14 protein-coding genes and 1 pseudogene are annotated in these 16,104 nt (G+C 69.4%); 9 read left to right on the top strand and 6 right to left on the bottom strand.

Translation table 11 applies throughout. From position 1 onward, the window contains the following. The first annotated feature begins 37 nt into the window (after positions 1 to 37). The 5 genes from ACZ6Q9_RS22210 (at position 38) to ACZ6Q9_RS22190 (ending at position 6,588) form a co-directional block, all read left to right on the top strand. On the top strand, positions 38 to 1,615 hold the full coding sequence (locus tag ACZ6Q9_RS22210; RefSeq protein WP_393263633.1) for an ABC transporter substrate-binding protein: 1,578 nt from the start codon (positions 38 to 40) through the stop codon (positions 1,613 to 1,615). A 119-nt stretch (positions 1,616 to 1,734) separates the two neighbouring features. Then, complete coding sequence (locus tag ACZ6Q9_RS22205) at positions 1,735 to 3,060, top strand: M20 family metallopeptidase (RefSeq protein ID WP_396829513.1); 1,326 nt, start codon at positions 1,735 to 1,737, stop codon at positions 3,058 to 3,060. A gap of 2 nt (positions 3,061 to 3,062) precedes the next feature. Next, positions 3,063 to 4,013 (top strand): DUF1177 domain-containing protein, encoded by a 951-nt coding sequence (locus ACZ6Q9_RS22200; protein ID WP_393263630.1) that lies wholly within the window; start codon positions 3,063 to 3,065, stop codon positions 4,011 to 4,013. A gap of 50 nt (positions 4,014 to 4,063) precedes the next feature. Then, on the top strand, positions 4,064 to 5,845 hold the full coding sequence (locus ACZ6Q9_RS22195) for an ABC transporter ATP-binding protein (protein ID WP_393263628.1): 1,782 nt from the start codon (positions 4,064 to 4,066) through the stop codon (positions 5,843 to 5,845). Beyond that, positions 5,845 to 6,588 (top strand): AroM family protein, encoded by a 744-nt coding sequence (locus ACZ6Q9_RS22190; RefSeq protein WP_393263840.1) that lies wholly within the window; start codon positions 5,845 to 5,847, stop codon positions 6,586 to 6,588. The genes ACZ6Q9_RS22195 and ACZ6Q9_RS22190 overlap by 1 nt, the downstream gene beginning before the upstream one ends. Before the next feature lie 81 nt (positions 6,589 to 6,669). Here the strand turns inward: ACZ6Q9_RS22190 and ACZ6Q9_RS22185 are convergent, their stop codons facing one another. From ACZ6Q9_RS22185 to ACZ6Q9_RS22175, 3 genes are all read right to left on the bottom strand, one after another. After that, a complete protein-coding gene (locus ACZ6Q9_RS22185) occupies positions 6,670 to 7,488 on the bottom strand; it encodes an SAM-dependent methyltransferase (RefSeq protein ID WP_393263627.1) in 819 nt (272 codons plus the stop codon). Between the two features lie 371 nt (positions 7,489 to 7,859). Beyond that, positions 7,860 to 8,234 (bottom strand): hypothetical protein, encoded by a 375-nt coding sequence (locus tag ACZ6Q9_RS22180; protein WP_393263625.1) that lies wholly within the window; start codon positions 8,232 to 8,234, stop codon positions 7,860 to 7,862. A gap of 445 nt (positions 8,235 to 8,679) precedes the next feature. Further along, positions 8,680 to 9,597, bottom strand: a complete 918-nt coding sequence (locus ACZ6Q9_RS22175; RefSeq protein ID WP_396829514.1) for an alpha/beta fold hydrolase — start codon at positions 9,595 to 9,597, stop codon at positions 8,680 to 8,682. Between the two features lie 362 nt (positions 9,598 to 9,959). On the opposite strand from ACZ6Q9_RS22175, the pseudogene ACZ6Q9_RS22170 reads away from it, so the two are divergent. Beyond that, positions 9,960 to 10,316 (top strand): annotated as a pseudogene (locus ACZ6Q9_RS22170) (transposase); the annotation flags it as partial. 16 nt (positions 10,317 to 10,332) lie between these two features. Here ACZ6Q9_RS22170 and ACZ6Q9_RS22165 read toward each other — a convergent pair. After that, positions 10,333 to 10,743, bottom strand: a complete 411-nt coding sequence (locus ACZ6Q9_RS22165) for a VOC family protein (protein ID WP_393263621.1) — start codon at positions 10,741 to 10,743, stop codon at positions 10,333 to 10,335. Positions 10,744 to 11,241: 498 nt separating this feature from the next. Between ACZ6Q9_RS22165 and ACZ6Q9_RS22160 the strand changes: the two genes are divergently transcribed. From ACZ6Q9_RS22160 to ACZ6Q9_RS22150, 3 genes are read left to right on the top strand one after another with little or no spacing between them, the layout of a single operon-like run. Next, positions 11,242 to 11,850, top strand: coding sequence for a dihydrofolate reductase family protein (locus tag ACZ6Q9_RS22160; protein WP_396829515.1), 609 nt, complete (start codon positions 11,242 to 11,244; stop codon positions 11,848 to 11,850). A 53-nt stretch (positions 11,851 to 11,903) separates the two neighbouring features. Then, complete coding sequence (locus ACZ6Q9_RS22155) at positions 11,904 to 12,227, top strand: YciI family protein (protein WP_393456993.1); 324 nt, start codon at positions 11,904 to 11,906, stop codon at positions 12,225 to 12,227. Beyond that, positions 12,224 to 13,465: an RNA polymerase sigma factor gene (locus tag ACZ6Q9_RS22150; RefSeq protein ID WP_396829516.1), complete on the top strand. Its 1,242-nt coding sequence runs from the start codon at positions 12,224 to 12,226 to the stop codon at positions 13,463 to 13,465. The genes ACZ6Q9_RS22155 and ACZ6Q9_RS22150 overlap by 4 nt, the downstream gene beginning before the upstream one ends. 93 nt (positions 13,466 to 13,558) lie before the next feature. Here the strand turns inward: ACZ6Q9_RS22150 and ACZ6Q9_RS22145 are convergent, their stop codons facing one another. Then, positions 13,559 to 15,277 carry a sensor histidine kinase gene (locus tag ACZ6Q9_RS22145; protein ID WP_396829517.1) on the bottom strand — a complete coding sequence of 573 codons (1,719 nt, stop codon included), beginning with the start codon at positions 15,275 to 15,277 and terminating at the stop codon, positions 13,559 to 13,561. Beyond that, positions 15,274 to 16,014, bottom strand: a complete 741-nt coding sequence (locus ACZ6Q9_RS22140) for a response regulator transcription factor (RefSeq protein ID WP_396829518.1) — start codon at positions 16,012 to 16,014, stop codon at positions 15,274 to 15,276. The genes ACZ6Q9_RS22145 and ACZ6Q9_RS22140 overlap by 4 nt, the downstream gene beginning before the upstream one ends. Positions 16,015 to 16,104: the final 90 nt, after the last annotated feature.

Here is a 16,104-nt window from a genome sequence, read left to right as displayed (position 1 = left end):
CCACCCCAACCCCCACCCTGACCTGAAGGAGAACAGCGTGAAGCGCAGCGCCACCCTGGCCGCCGCGGTCGCCGTCATCTTCGTCGCAGCCGGCTGTGGAGCCAACGCCAACCAGGGCGGCTCCTCGCAGGCCGATGGGACCGCCAAGGACACCCTCGTCGCCGCCTACTCCGAAGGCGGCAAGACCCTCAACCCCGCCGAGGCCAACGACGTCACCTCCGACACGTTCGTCGTGGCGGCCTACGACCAACTGGTCACGTACGACCGCACGACGGTCGACGGCAAGCCGACCGCGAAGACGGACACGATCGTGCCGATGCTGGCCGAGTCGTGGAAGGTGAGTACCGACTCGAAGAGCTACACCTTCACCATGCGGCAGGGCGTGAAGTTCGAGGACGGCTCGGCGCTCGACTCCGACGACGTCGTCAAGACGTTCGACTTCATCAAGAAGTCGAGTTCGGCGAGCTTCCTGTACGGCATGGCCGGCATCGACACCGTGACGGCGATCGACTCGCAGACGGTGAAGATCGACCTCAAGGCGCCGAACCACCTCTTCCTCCAGATCCTGCCGATGTACTCGTTCTCGATCATCAACATCGACAAGGTCAACGCCGAGGGCGGCGGCAAGTGGCTCGACACGCACACCGCGGGCTCCGGCCCCTACCGGCTGACGAAGTGGGACCCGGCGACCGAGGCCGTGCTCGAACGTAACGACACCTACTGGGGTGAGAAGCCGGCCCTGCGCAAGATCAACACCAAGTTCATCGGCGAGGCGAGCAACCGCGTGCAGCTCCTCACCAAGGGCGAGGTCGACATCGCGCTCGAGGTGCCGGCGAAGGACGTCGGCACGCTGTCGAAGCAGTCCGGCGTCGCCATCGACTCCCGGGCCAGCAACAAGGTCCTCTTCTTCGGGATGAACAACGCCATCAAGCCGTTCGACAACCCGAAGGTCCGGCAGGCCGTCTCGTACGCGATTCCGTACGACAAGCTCATCAGCGACGTCATGAAGGGCCAGGCGTCGCCCATGCGCTCGTCCGTGGCCAGCTCGACCCCGGGCTTCACCGACGCCGGCTATGTCTACTCGTACGACCTGAACAAGGCCAAGGCGCTCCTCGCGGAGGCCGGCTACCCCAACGGCTTCAGCTTCGACTTCACCCTCGGCAGCGGCTTCGAGGACTGGTCGGACGACGCCGTGCTCATCCAGGCCGAGCTGGCGAAGATCGGCGTGACGATGAACATCAACAAGATGGCGCGCCCGCAGTTCCTCGAGGCGCTCGCCACGAAGAAGGTGCAGGCCTACATCAGCCGCTGGACCTCCTTCGTCAATGACCCGGGCTACCACCTCGGCCTCCTGTTGACGAGCGACGGCACGAGCAACTACGTCAACTTCAACAGTCCCGAGGTCGACAACCTCTGGAAGCAGGCCTCGACCGAGACGGACCAGAACGTCCGGAACGATCTGTACGGCAAGGCGCAGGAGATCATCAACACCCAGGCGCCGTGGGCGTACCTCTACGAGTACAACATCGTCGTCGCGCAGCGCGCGGGCGTGCAGGGGTACACGTCGTACCCCGACGGGATCATCCGTTTCTTCCAGCTGAGCAACAAGGGCTGACGCCGATAGGAGAGGCGTGCCGCCGGGCCCACCGCCATCCCGACGCGCCCGGCGGCCGCCTCCTCCACACCACCGCGAATCCGACTTCCCGCAGGCGAACACGACACCTGGAGCCCGACTTGACCACGACATCCCCCGCCTGGGAGACCCGGGTCCTCGACGAGATCGAGCGCACCCAGGACGAACTGCTGACGCTCGCCGGAGACCTCATCCGGATCCCGAGCGAGAACCCTCCGGGGGACTGCACGGACGTCGGCAACTTCATCGCCGACCACCTGCGCGCCCAGGGCCTCGACCCCGAGGTCCACGACGCCGGCGATGGTCGCCTCAGCATCGTCGTCCACCGTGCCGCGAGTAACGCCGCGGTGGACGACGACCCCACGACGGCGCGCCACCTGGTGCTAGCCGGTCACACCGACGTCGTTCCCGTCGGTGACCTGAACCGTTGGACGTTTCCCCCCTTCGCGGGCGACATCGTCGACGGCTACCTCCGCGGTCGCGGGGCGAGCGACATGAAGGCCGGCCTCGCCGGCGTCATCCACACGCTCGTCGTCCTGCACCGCCTCGGTGTCCCGCTCGCCGGGAAGCTGTCGCTCGCGGCGGTCCCCGACGAGGAGCAGGGCGGCTCGCGCGGGGCGGACTGGCTCCTCGACCAGGGGGTCCTCGACGGCGCGACCGGCGCGATCATCGCCGAGCCCGCCGAACGCACGCACCCGACGATCGGCCAGAAGGGCAGCAACTGGTTCCGGATGACGATCGACGGCAAGCCGGGGCACGGCAGCCTCCAGCCGCTGCACGGCGTCAGCGCGAACCTGCTCGCGGCCAGGGCCGTCATCGCCCTGCAGCAGCTCTGGGACATGAAGCCGTCGCCGCCCGAGGACGTGGTCGACCTCATCGAGCGGTCCAAGACGTTCGCCGAGGAACGCGAGGGCTACGGTCCGGGCATCGGCGCCGTCTTCGAGCACGTCACCGTCAACATCGGCACGATCCACGGTGGCACCTCCTCCAACGTCGTCGCGGACCGGTGCGTCGTCGACGTCGACACCCGCGTGCCGATCGGGTTGTCGCGGGCCGAGGTCCTCGCCCGGGTCGACGAGCTGCTCGCCGGGGCGGGCATCGAGGCGACGATCGAGCCGACCGGCTTCCGCAGCGAGCCGAACTGGACGCTGCCGAGCGACCCCATCGTCGCCGAACTCGTCGCGGCCCTACGCGAACTGACCGGGGACCCCACCGCGGAGGGTGTGCTCCAGTGGGCGTCCTCCGACGCCCGCACCTTCCGCAGCCACGGCATCCCCGTGCTCCAGTACGGGCCGGCGGAGCTGGCCACCATCCACGGCTTCGACGAGAGGGCACCCGTCGCCGACGTCGTCCTCGCCGCGAAGACCTACGCCCTGACCACCCTCCGGTACCTCGGCGTCGCCGAGACCGCCGTCGAAAGCGAATGATCATGCTGTCCCACGTCCTCACGGCCCTCGACCTCCTCGACCGCCCCGACGCGTCCGGCAAGCTCGTCGCCGAGCACCTGCGCACCCTCGGCGACGACGCCTGCTCGATCACCGTCGAGACCGTGGCGGGCGAGCTCGGTTCGACCGACTTCATCCAGGTCATCGTCCCGGGCAGCCGCGGCAAGACCGTCGGCGGCGACGCCCCGACGCTCGGTGTCGTCGGGCGCCTCGGCGGCCTCGGCGCCCGCCCGGAACTCATCGGCTACGTGTCCGACGGTGACGGGGCCACCGCCGCCGTCGCCACGGCCGCCAAGCTCCTCGCGATGCACGCCCGCGGCGACATCCTGCCCGGCGACGTCGTCATCTCGACGCACATCTGCCCCGACGCGCCGACCCGCCCGCACGACCCCGTGCCCTTCATGGACTCGCCCGTCGACATCACCGCGATGAACGAGCACGAGGTCACGTCGGAGATGGACGCCGTCCTGTCCATCGACACCACGAAGGGCAACCGCCTCATCAACCACCGGGGCATCGCCATCTCCCCGACGGTCCGCGCCGGCTACATCCTCCCCGCCAGCACCGACCTCGTCAGCGTCCTGGAGACCGTGTCGGGGGAGCCGGCCGTCGTCTTTCCGCTGTCGACGCAGGACATCACGCCGTACGGCAACGGCCTGCACCACCTCAACTCGATCCTCCAGCCGGCCGTCGCGACGGCCGCGCCCGTCGTCGGTGTCGCCATCACCACGGTCACGCCCGTCGCCGGCTGCGCGACCGGCGCGAGCCACGAGGTCGACATCGCACTGGCCGCGCGCTTCGCCGTCGAGGTCGCCAAGGGCTTCACCGCGGGTGCGGTGTCCTTCCACGACGAGGCTCAGGCGGCGCTCCTCGAGAGCCTCTACGGCCCGGCCACCCACCTGCAGACGAGCGGGAAGAGCCCCGCGCACGCCTGAGCGGGCACGCGGGACCGAGCCCAGCGGCATACGGAACAAGGAGCACGGACATGGCTGAGACCCTGCTGTCGATCGAGAACCTCTCGATCCGGATCGACACGTCGCGCGGCCCGATCCACCCGGTCCGGAGCCTCGACCTGACCATCGCGCGAGGCGAGATGGTCGGGCTGGTCGGCGAGTCGGGCTCGGGCAAGAGCGTCACCGCCATGTCGATCACGGGACTGCTGCCGGCGCGGCAGGCGCACGTCACCGGCGGGCACATCCGCTTCGACGGGCGCGACCTCGCCGCGCTGTCGGACCGGCAGATGCGCAGGATCCGCGGCAAGGAGATCGCGACGATCTTCCAGGAGCCGATGACCGCGCTCAACCCGGTCTTCACGATCCGTGACCAGCTCACCGAACCGTTGCGCCAGCACCTGCGCCTCGGCAGACGGCAGGCGGCGGACCGAGCGGGCCAACTGCTCGACATGGTGGGCATCCGCAACACCGCACGCGTCCTCGCCGGGTACCCGCACGAGTTGTCCGGTGGAATGCGCCAGCGAGTCATGATCGCCATGGCCATGGCGTGTGAGCCGAAGCTGCTCATCGCCGACGAGCCGACGACCGCGCTCGACGTCACGACCCAGTTGCAGATCCTCGACCTCATCATGGACCTGCAGGAGCAGCACGGAACGGCGGTCCTGCTCATCACGCACGACCTCGGCGTCGTCGCCCAGACCTGCCAGCGGGTCGCCGTGATGTACGGCGGTGAACTGCAGGAGACGGCGCCGACGGAGCAGCTTTTCGCCGCGCCGCAGGCCGACTACACGAAGCGGCTGCTCAGCTTCATCCCCTCCGCCAACGAGCACGTCATCGAGGCGGTCGAGGCGCTCGCCGAAAACAGCGCGGCGCCCGACGGCTCGGGGCCGGTTCGCGTCGAGGCGGGCACGGACGCTCCCTCGGCATCCGACGACGAGGCGCCGGTGCTGCTCGAGGTCACCGACCTGACGAAGACCTTCACCGGGCGACGCCGCCGTCTGGGACGTCCGGCCGATACCGTCAAAGCCGTCGACGGCGTGTCCTTCCGGGTCCGCCGTGGCCGCACGCTCGCCATCGTGGGCGAGTCCGGTTCGGGCAAGTCGACGACCGGTCGGGCCCTGCTGCGCCTGCACGAGCCGACGTCGGGCGCGGTGACCTTCAACGGGGTCGACCTCCTCGCGGCGAGTGACGACGAGTTGCGTCGGCTCCGCTCCGAGATGCAGATCGTCTTCCAGGACACGTACGCCTCGCTCGACCCGCGGTGGACGATCCACCGGGCCCTCGCCGAGCCGCTGCGGTTGCACACGGACCTCGACGACGCGGCGATCCGCGCCCGCATCGTCGACGTCCTCGAGACGGTCGGCCTGCGGGAGGAGGACATCGACCGCTTCCCGCACGAGTTCTCGGGGGGGCAGCGCCAGCGGATCGGCATCGCACGGGCCCTCATCCTCAACCCGAGCCTCGTCGTCTGCGACGAGCCCGTGTCGGCACTCGACGTGTCGGTACAGGCCCAGGTGCTCGACCTCATGAAGCAGTTGCAGCGGGACCTCGGGCTCACGTACGTCTTCATCTCGCACGATCTGTCCGTCGTCGAGATGATGGCCGACGAGATCGTCGTCATGAGCCAGGGCCGCGTCGTCGAGCAGGGCAGTGTCGAGCAGATCTTCACGGCGCCGCAGCACCCCTACACCAAGGCGCTCCTCGCTGCGATCCCGATCGCCGACCCCACCGCCCGGGTCGATCGGGCCGTGCGGCGCCGCATCGTCGAGCGTGGCGTCGCGGCGGCCGACCTGCCCGAGAAGGAGGTGGCGTGATGCACGAACCGGCTGCGGGCGGGGCGCGCAGCGTAAGGCCGACGCTCGGTCTCGTCACGATCGGCCAGGCCCCCCGCGTCGACCTGATCCCCGATGTCGAGGCTGCCCTCTCCGGCGTCGACTGGGTCGAACACGGGGCGTTGGACCTCCTCGACGCGGACGGCATCGCCCGGCTCGAACCACGCGGCGGGGAGCGTACCCTTGTTTCCCGGCTGCGGGACGGTTCGCGCGTCCGCCTCGGCGCGACGAGCATCGCCCCGGCGCTTGACGGCGCTCTCCGACGTTGCGTAGCCGATCACTGCGGGGCCGTCCTCGTGCTGTGTACCGGCCGCGTCGAGCACGGTCCGGCGTCGGTGCCGGTGCTCCACGCGGAGGACCTCGCCCACGACCTCATGGTGCGCCTCGTCGGTGAGGGGCGGTTGGGTGTCCTGTGCCCCGTGCCGGAGCAGTTGACGGACATCCGGCAGCGGTGGGAGGGGCGCCTGGGCCGCCCGGTCGTCGCGGCAGCCGTGGACCCCTACACGGCGGGCCTCGACGAGGTGGCGGCCGCCGGACGAAGGGTCACCGCGGGCGGAGCCGACGTGGTCTTTCTCGACTGCATCGGCTACACGGGGGAGCAGCGGGAAGTGCTCGCCGCCGAGGGCATCCGAGCCGAGACCGCCCGCCACCTCGCGGTGACGGGCGCGGTGGGTCTCCTGTCCTCCGCCTCGTACGCCGACCAGGAGCGCTCACCGGGTTGGTGACCCGACAGAGGCGGCCTCCGGTCCGGAAGTCGTCGCGGGCCCGAACGCGAGCAGACCCGTCAGATCCGTGAACGATCGAGATCAGTCCACAGTCGGCTTTCGGCCCACGCCGCCGAGGATCCAGACCTCCTCCGGGCTGATGTCGGTTTCGGTGTCGGGCCGCCATTCGGAAACGAACACCAGGCCGGGGTCGATGAGGTCTACGCCGTCAAAGAAGCGTTCGATTTGACTGCGCGTGCGGTGTGTGGACGGATATTTGGTGTTCTTGTAGACCGCTGCGGCGCCACCAGCGTTGTCCGGCCTGGCGTCGGCGGTGGCGTGATTGATGACAAGGTAGCTACCCGGGGCCATGGCGTCGCGGAGGTGGGCGACGATCGCGTACGGGTCGGCTTCGTCGTCGATGAAGTGAAGGACGGCGGCCAGCAGGATTGCCATCGGCTGGTCGAAGTCGATCTGCGCCCGGGTGTCGGGGTGGTTGAGGATGACGTCCGGGTCGCGCAGGTCCGCCGTGATCACGCTCGTGGTCTTGGCTTCGGTGGTCTTCAAGGCGCGCGAGCGGGCCAGCACCTTCGGATCGTTGTCGACGTAGACCACGCGGGCGTCCGGCGCCTCAGCTTGGGCGATCTCGTGGACGTTGCCCTGGGTGGGCAGGCCACTGCCGATGTCGAGGAATTGGCGGATGCCCGCGTCGCGGGCCAGGAAACGCACTGCACGTTGGATGAACCCACGGTTCTCCCGTGCCATGAGAATCACCTCGGGAGCCGCTGCGAGCACCTCGTTCGCGGCTCGGCGATCGGCTGCGGAATTGTCCTTGCCGCCCAAGTAGTAGTCGTACATGCCCGCAGCAGTGGGGACCGAGGGGTCGATGCCGCCCGACTGGACCGAGCTGTCCGTGGTCACCTGTCTCCGAATCCTTCCTCGGGAGCGTCCACATGGTCGTCTAGATCCGACGTGAACTGGCAGCCCAGCAGGACGTCGCGTCCCGACGTGCGTCATCGCGGCGCACGCGCGCCCCTGAGCCCTCTCGGGCTGCATGGCTGACCATCGGGACCGTCCGGCACCCTGGCCCGCGAGCACAACAACATGGGTTGGCCTCGGATTATTCACGTTGACCAGGGTCAGGGGAAGAGTCGGGCCGAAACCGTTGCGGCCGTTGTTCGAGACGATCAGGGGCCGCCCCACGAACCTCCTGCTCAGAGCCTTACCGCCCGACTACGCGATTCGCCCTGGCCCCGCGCCAGAGGGGCACGCGGGGCCTCTCCGGCCGTCAGTTAGTGCGAGAAGGTGAAGGAGGGCGAGTAGATCGTGCCGTAGGTCCGGAACACGTTGTGCTCGCCCGTCTTGATCGTCTTCGAGCCGAGGAAGACCGTCGCGCCGCTGCCGTGGGCATACACGTAGACAGGCTCAGTGCTGCCGGCGGCGAGCGTGATGCTCCAACACTTGCCCGGCCCTACCAGATTGCTGGTGAACCCGCCACGATAGGGGAACTCCAGGGTCGACGAGTAGGTCGTTGACTTGTTGCAGAGTCCGGTCCGGTTGGTGCTCGCTGCGCTTGCCGGTGTCGCGGCGGTGGCCAACCCTGCCAGGACCAGGGCGCCGATCAAGACCGGCCGCCACACCTTGCGCATGCGAGTCAAAGCTGTCATCTGGGCTCCTAGGACCTGGTAGTGGGACATTGCCATGAATCAGTTGCGCCTGGACGCGCCTAACGCGTGCGTCTATGGAGGCACGGATGCAGCCGGGTGGTTGGTTCACGGAACCTCTATGAGGTTCCCCTTCGGACGCGGAGCGCCGGTGCTCGCGGCGATCTTCGAGCACCACGGTCCGCGCACTGTCGGCCGATCCGCTGCAGTTCGGATGCAGCCGGTGCCCCCGCTATCGATCAATCGGCCTGGCGCCGGGTGCCGCTGGCCTCCGGCCCGCCTCGACAGCGCCTCGTAGGCCCACCGGAGCCGCTGACCACCGCGAACGCTTCCACCAGACCAGCGACAAGCCGCAGCAACGCAGCCCCGTCTGCCGGCAGCTGCCGGCAGCCAGGGGTTGTTGCCCCGCTGACGCCTTGTGAACCGACCACTCCGAGGTCGACGGTCGCTACAGCGCAGGTCCAAGGACGACTCGTCGCACCGCGTCCACAACCAACTGCGGCTGGTGGTAATGAACGTAGTGGTCGGTCGTGTCGGCGACCACGTGCTGTCCTCGGCTGGACAGCGCGGCCAGTTGGGCGTGACGCTCGAGCACCTCGCGCGACTGGCCGGCTGCGGAGATCACCACCACCGGACGGTCCTGCCAGGCTCCGGGCCGTACCGTTGACTGCACCAGACGGGCGCTGTCCACAGAGGCCTCGGCTTCGCTGGCGGCGGCTGCCATGCTGGTGCTCCGATACACGACCGCCGCGTTCTCACGCACCGCCCGTGGAGCGCCGGTGCTCGCGGCGATCCCCGGGGCCAGCCGCACCGCACCGATCCGCGCGGCGAACTGGAAGGCTGCCATCTGCGCGCGAACGACAGGGGTGCTCGCCTTCAACGTCCCGGTCTGGCGCTCGTCGGTGACGTCCACCAGCACCAGACCCGCGGTCTCGCCTGGCCAACGGTCAGCGAACAGACGTACCACGAACCCACCCAGCGAATGACCGACCAGGACGTAGGGCCCGTGTTCGCCCGCCTTGTCCAGGAGGGTGTGTAGCTCTTCGGCCAGCCGCCCGGCGTCGCGCCGACCGGGCCCCGGATCGCTCCACGCGTAGCCGCCGCGGTCATAGCTGCATGCCCGGATCCGCACGGTCGCCGAGGGGTCGGTCAGCATCTGTTGCACCGTCGCCCACGTCGTGGACGACTCGCCGAGCCCTGCTTCGAACACCACGGTCGGCGCGCTGTCGGCCGATCCGCTGCAGTTCAGATGCAGCCGGTGCCCCCCGATATCGATCGACCGGCCTGGCTCCGGATACCGCTGACCGTCGGCCCGCCTCGACAGCGTCTCGTAGACCCAACCGGAGCCGCTGACCACCGCGAACACGACTACCAGACCAGCGACAATCCGTAGCAACGCTCGCCGCCAACGCGTCCGGACAGGTCGGCGAGGCTCCGCCACGCCATCAGGGCTTTCTCCCACAGCCACGACGGTAGGCAGCCGCCACCCCCGCGGCATCGTCCTGCGGTCGCGTTGGCCGTACGACTCGCGTCGCCACCGGTCCCAGTCCTCTCCACCTCCTGGCGGATGCGTTGTTTCCGACCGCTACGGGATCGCCCCTACGGCCGAAACGCCGGTCGGCTGCGGGAGTTGGTGCAGCGGCTGATCAGGGCCCGGCAGGGGAGCCGGGCGACCCGGCTCGCTGGGTTTCCCCGCACGCGGCCACGACCTGCGCCGCCGGTGGCAACCCGGTCCTGACCGCCATCCGCGTCCCACGCCTGACCACCGGCCGCCCGCGGACCCGTCCGGACCGGGTCTTGGCCGACAAGGCGTACACGTCGAAGGCGAACCGGGTTTACCTGCGCCGCCGCGGGATCGCCGCGACGATCCCGAGCAAGGCCGACCAGGACGCGAACCGGCGGGCCAAGGGATCCAGGGGCGGTCGCCCACCGGCATTCGACGCGCACGTCTACCAGCAGCGACACGCTGTGGAGTGCGGCATCAACCGGCTCAAACGCAACCGGGCCGTCGCCACCCGCTTCGACAAACTCGCCGTCCGCTACGAAGCCGCCATCCACCTCGCCGCCATCAATGAATGGCTGTAGCCGACTTCGACAGACCCTAGTCGCGCTTGGGCCAGATGAGGCCCTGATCGGTCCAGATGACACCCTTGTTGCGGCAGAGGCAGAAGGGGTGGCCAATGGGGTCGGCGTAGACGCGGAAGCCGTAGCCGTCGGGGCCGACGCAGTCCCGCTGCAGGGTCGCGCCGAGGGCCAGGATGCGGCGCTGTTCGGCCTCGATGTCGTCGACTTCGAAGTCGAGGTGGAACTGCTTGGGGTGCTCGCTGTCGGGCCACTGCGGGGCGCGGTAGTCCTCCACCTGGATGAAGGCCAGTTCGATCTCGCCGAACTGGATACCGGCCCAGTTCTCGTTACTGCCTTCCTTGACCGGGAGCCCCGTCACCTCGGAGTAGAAGGCTGCCAGCTTCATCGTGTCCGGGCAATCGATGATGAAGTCGGTTAGTCGTAGCATCCCGCGATCTTGCCACAAGATCGCATGAGCCGGACTTTGAGACAAGGCCCTATTGGTGCTTTGTCAGGTTCTGTGGCGTTTGTTGCGGTGTAACGGCTTTCACGGGTTGGTGGCAGGTGGCACAGATCATGAAGGATCTCGTGTTCGAGACGCGCGATCTTGATGAGTCCACCGTCGAGCGGGCCACGGACACCGCCCAGTTCTTCGTCAAGGACGGCGCCATGAAGGCGGTCCATGGTCACACCGTGGCGATCACACGCCCATTTACCGAGCGGAGTGTTCCGCTTGCCGGAACAAACCACATCGAGGGCCGGTTCCCCGCCTACCCCGTAGGAGGTGCCGGGCGCGGCGGTGGGCTACCTGGCGGGCTTGGTGAAGGTCGAGCCGGAGGCGTTCGCCAGGAAAAATCCGGGAGGGGGTGTCGGATCGGGGCGGTGGTGTTCGTAGCAGGGGTGAGGACGCCCACGAGGGGCGGCGCCAAGGCAAGGAGCCGCGATCATGAAGCTGACGACCATGACTCAGGTCACCATCGATGGAGTGATGCAGGGAAACGGCGCCGCGTCGGATGACCGCAGGAACGGCTTCGAGCGCGGCGGATGGGCCCGGGGGAAGGGTGACGACGAGACCAGGACGTTCATCACGCAGACCTACCAGCGCGCCGACGCGTTCCTGTTCGGCCGGCGGACCTACGAGTTGTTCGCCGGCTCCTGGGGATCAATCGACCAGATGCGCGCACATCCCATCGGTGTGGCCTTGAACGAGGCTCCCAAGTACGTTGCCTCGACCACGCTCACCGCGCCGCGTTGGGAGGACACGACCGTTCTCCGCGGTGACCTCGCGGCGGCCGTCAGTGAGCTGAGGGCCAAGCCCGGGGGTGAGCTGCAGGTGCACGGCAGTGGCGCCCTGACCCGGTGGCTGCTGGAGAACGATCTGGTCGACGAGATGACTCTGATCGTGATCCCGGTGATCCTCGGCCAGGGCGCGAGACTGTTCCCGGAGACCGGTCCGGATCTCGCGCTCGACCTGGTCGAGTCGCGGGTCGACTCGAAGGGCGTGACGATCCAGGTCTACCGGCCGGCCGGGCGCCCGCGGTATGCAACGGCCTGAAGTCCCTGACCACCGAACCACGCTGTCTCGACACCACAGGAGATGATCTTCAGATGCGGTACCTGGTTTCCGTGATCGATGACAAGAGCAATCCCGGCAGCACGGACAGGCAGCCTGCCATCAGCGCGTTCAACGAACGACTGATCGCCGAGGGCTACTGGGTTTTCGCTGGCGGACTCGCGGACACCGACGCGGCCACGGTCATCGACAACCGGGGCGAGGAGGCGGTGTTCAGCGACGGGCCTTTCGTGGAGTCGAAGGAGTACCTCGCCGGCGTCTGGGTGTGGGAGGCCCCCGATCTGGATGTGGCGCTCAGGCTCGCCACCGAGGCGTCGAAGGTCTGCGATCGGAAGATCGAGGTGCGGCCGTTCCTGTGAACAGGGTCGACGCCCGGGCGGCGGTCACCGAGGCCCACCACGAGGAGTGGGCGCGGGTGGTCGCCGCCCTGACCAGGCGCTTCGGTGACCTCCACATCGCCGAGGAGGCAGCGGCCGAGGCGTTCACGACCGCCGTCGAGCGGTGGCCGGCCGACGGCGTGCCCCCCAACCCCGGCGCCTGGCTGACCACCACCGCCAACCGCAAGGCCATCGACCGGATCCGGCGCGAGAACAAACGCGACGACAAGCACAAGGAGGCTCAGATGCTGCACGACGACAGCCCACCCGAGCCTCTCGGCGCCATCGACGACGACCGGCTCCGGCTGATCTTCACCTGCTGTCACCCGGCGCTGGCGATGGAAGCCCGCGTGGCGCTGACGCTGCGCATGGTCGGCGGTCTGACCGTGCCCGAGATCTCCCGCGCCTTCCTGGTGGCCGAGAGTGCCATGGGGCAGCGGATCACCCGCGCGAAGGCCAAGATCAAGGCGGCTCGCATCCCCTATCGCGTGCCGTCCGCCGACGACCTGCCGGCCCGTGTCTCCGGCGTACTCGCCGTCCTGTTCCTCGTCTTCAACGAGGGCTACCTGGCCAGCGGCCCCGACACCGACCCCGTACGACACGACCTGACCGCCGAGGCGATCCGGCTCGCCCGCCTGATCCGCGCCCTCCTGCCGGACGACGGTGAGGTGGCCGGGCTGCTGGCGCTGATGCTGCTCACCGCGGCCCGCCGCCCCGCCCGGATCTCGGCCGGCGGCGAACTGGTCGCCCTCGACGAGCAGGACCGTGGGGCCTGGGACGCGGAACTGATCGCCGAGGGCCACCGGCTGGTGCGCGAGCGCCTCGCCGCTGCCGCCGCCGGGGTGGCTCCGGGTCGCTACCAGATCCTCGCCGCGATCAACGCCGTGCACACCTCCGCCCGCGACATACGCGACACCGAGTGGTCGCAGGTCCTCGCCCTCTACGACCAGCTCGTCCGCCTCGACCCCTCGCCGATCATCGCCCTCAACCGGGCCGTCGCGGTCGCCGAGCTCGACGGCCCGGAGGTGGCACTGGCCATCGTTGACCGCCTCGCCGAGGCGTTGGTCGGATATCACGCCTACCACGCCACCCGCGCCGACCTGCTGCGCCGGCTCGGCCGAAGTCAGCAGTCACGCGCGGCCTACGACAAAGCCATCGACCTGGCGGGCAACACCGCCGAGACCGCCTACCTGACCCGCCGCCGCGACCAACTGCGGTAGCGCCACGGATCCCGATCGAAACCCCGCACACAGCGGCGTGGCGTCCGACTCGATGCAAGACCACCGACGGCTGAACCCGCGGGGCCGATGGCGCTACCGAGCGGGATGGCGCCGACCGCGCGGGACCTGACCCCCCACCTGAGCTGTTCGCTGGTGGGCGAGGGGAAGCGCGATGGTGAATGTCGTCCCGACGCCGACCTCACTCGCGACCGTGATGGTGCCCTGGTGATCGGTGACGATCTGCCGGGTGATGGCGAGGCCGAGGCCACTGCCCCCGGTACGGCGACCCCGTGCGGCGTCGGCCCGCCAGAACCGGTCGAACACATGCGGCAGCGCGTCCGCTGCGATTCCCGAGCCGGTGTCGACGACCTGGACGACCGCCTGCGTGTCGGTGCGGCTCGCGACCAGCCGGACGCTGCCGCCGGCAGCGGTCGCCCGTAGTGCGTTGGTGACGAGATTGCCCACCACCTGGCGGAGCCGGTCGGGATCGGCGTGTACCGCAACCGGCTCGGCCGCCACGCACAACGACGCCCCGGCTGACTCCGCCCGGGCGTGGTGGGCGGTGCCGCAGGTCTCCAGGAGTTCGGCCAGATCCACCGTGACCCGGTGGTACGCCAGGTTGCCGGCCTCAGCGAGGGCCAGGTCCTGCAGGTCGTCGACGATGCGCTGTTGCAGCACCGCCTCTTCGAGCAGCGAGGCGTAGAGCTCCTGGTCCGGCGCGATCACGCCGTCGGAGAGCGCCTCGAGATAGCCGCGCAGGTTGGCCAGCGGGGTGCGTAGTTCGTGTGCGACGTCGGCGACCAGCCGGCGTTGCCGCTCCTCCCCGCGCTGCAGGGAGTCGGCCATCCGGTTGAACGACAGGGCCAACTCCGCCAGCTCGTCGTTGCCCCGCACCGGAACCCGTCCGGTGAGGTCGCCCCGGCCGAGCTGCTGGGCGGCCACGGTGAGCGTGTCGATGGGGCGCAGCACCCGCCGGCTCAGCAGCACGGTGCCGATGATCGCGACCGCCGCCACGCCCGCCGCCGCGGCGAGCAGCGGACCGGCCGCCAGCGCGGACGCCGGATCGCCACGAGTGCCGAGGTAGACCCGGGCGGGTACCGGCGCGACGTCACTGATCTGGTTGGTGAAGACCTGGGCCAGGCAGGAATCCAGTGGTTCCACCGCCGTCAGGGCGCCACAGCCCTGCACCCGGTCGGCGTCGGCCCCCCGCTCACGGCCCGGCCGGGCCGCGACGTCGCGACAGCCGCCGGCGATCTCGTCGACGCTTCGGCGATCGCGCACGTCGGCCCCGCTCAGGTTGACCTCGAAACGAGGAACTCCCGTGCTGGCGGGCGAAACGGCAACGGGAACGGATGCCCGCGTCAGGCAGGCCGCGAACAGCACGCCGGTGCGGTAGGCGGCGATCTCGTCGACCACGCCTTTCTGCCGGCCGACCGGGTCCACCGGCAATGCGGCCAGATTCAGCACCGGCCGCGGATCGACGAACCCGACCATCGTGCCGAGCGGCCGGGCGGTGCGATTCTCCTGGGTGTCCGTGTCCACGATCACCTGGCCCGTATCGGCGACCAGGTGGATCCGCTGACCGGTCTCGGCGCGCAGGTCCTGCACCAGGCCGGGCACGCCCTCCCAGGTGCCGTGCCCGCTGCCGTACGCCTCGAGTCGGTCGACGACCTGGTCGAGCTGTGCCCGGTCGACGGTGGCCGACTCGTTGATCTGTTGCGAGGCCTGCCGCAGGGTCAGCCACGCGGTCGCCGCCGTCGCGCTCACCGCGACGAGGATCACCAGCCAGAGCACCCGTAGCCGAAAACTCACCGGCTGGCTCCGGGCGTCCCCTCGGGCGTCGGCCTCGCCGCCGGTCCCGGCTCCGGTTCGGCGAGCCGGTAGCCGCGGCCGTAGACGGTCTGCACGTACCGCGGCTCGGCAACGTCGGCCTCGATTTTGCGGCGGAGGTTCATCACGTGCGCGTCGACGGTGCGTTCGAGCACGAAATGATCGAATCCGAAGGCACGGTCGATGATCTGCGCCCGGGTGAACACCCGCCCGGGCTCGCCGGCGAGCACCTCGAGGATGCCGAACTCCTTGGCCGTCAGGGCGACCGGCCGGCCGCCGACGCGTACCTCGAACCGGCCGGCGTCCACCTCGAGCTCGCCGACGCGCAGCACCGCCCGGTTGTCGGCGCTCACCACCCGGGCCCGGCGCAGCAGCGCCCGTACCCGGGCGGCCAGCTCCCGCGGGCTGTACGGCTTGGTGAGGTAGTCGTCGGCACCGAGATCGAGGCCCAGCAGGACGTCGTCCTCGGTGGTACGGGCGGTCAGCAGCAGGATCGGAATCTCCGATTCGGCGCGCAGGATCCGGCACACGTCGAGGCCGTCGACGACCGGCATCATCACGTCGAGGACCACCAGGTCCGGCCGGCGGGACCGGCACCGGTCCAGCGCGGCCCGCCCGTCGCCGACCAGCAGCACGCTGTGCCCCTCGCGTTCGAGATAGACCCGTACCAGGTTGGCCTGCTTGGGGTCGTCCTCGGCGACCAGGATCCGCGCGCTCATGTTTCCCCATTCTGGCTGGTGGTGGCGGGGGTCAAGTAAAACCGAAACCTGTGAAGAACTGATGCGGACGGCTCCGGAGAGCGGCGAGCG

The organism is Micromonospora sp. NPDC049139, from assembly GCF_055586845.1.
Note: the sequence above shows the minus strand (reverse complement) of the source record. Positions and strands in the feature narration are given on the sequence as shown.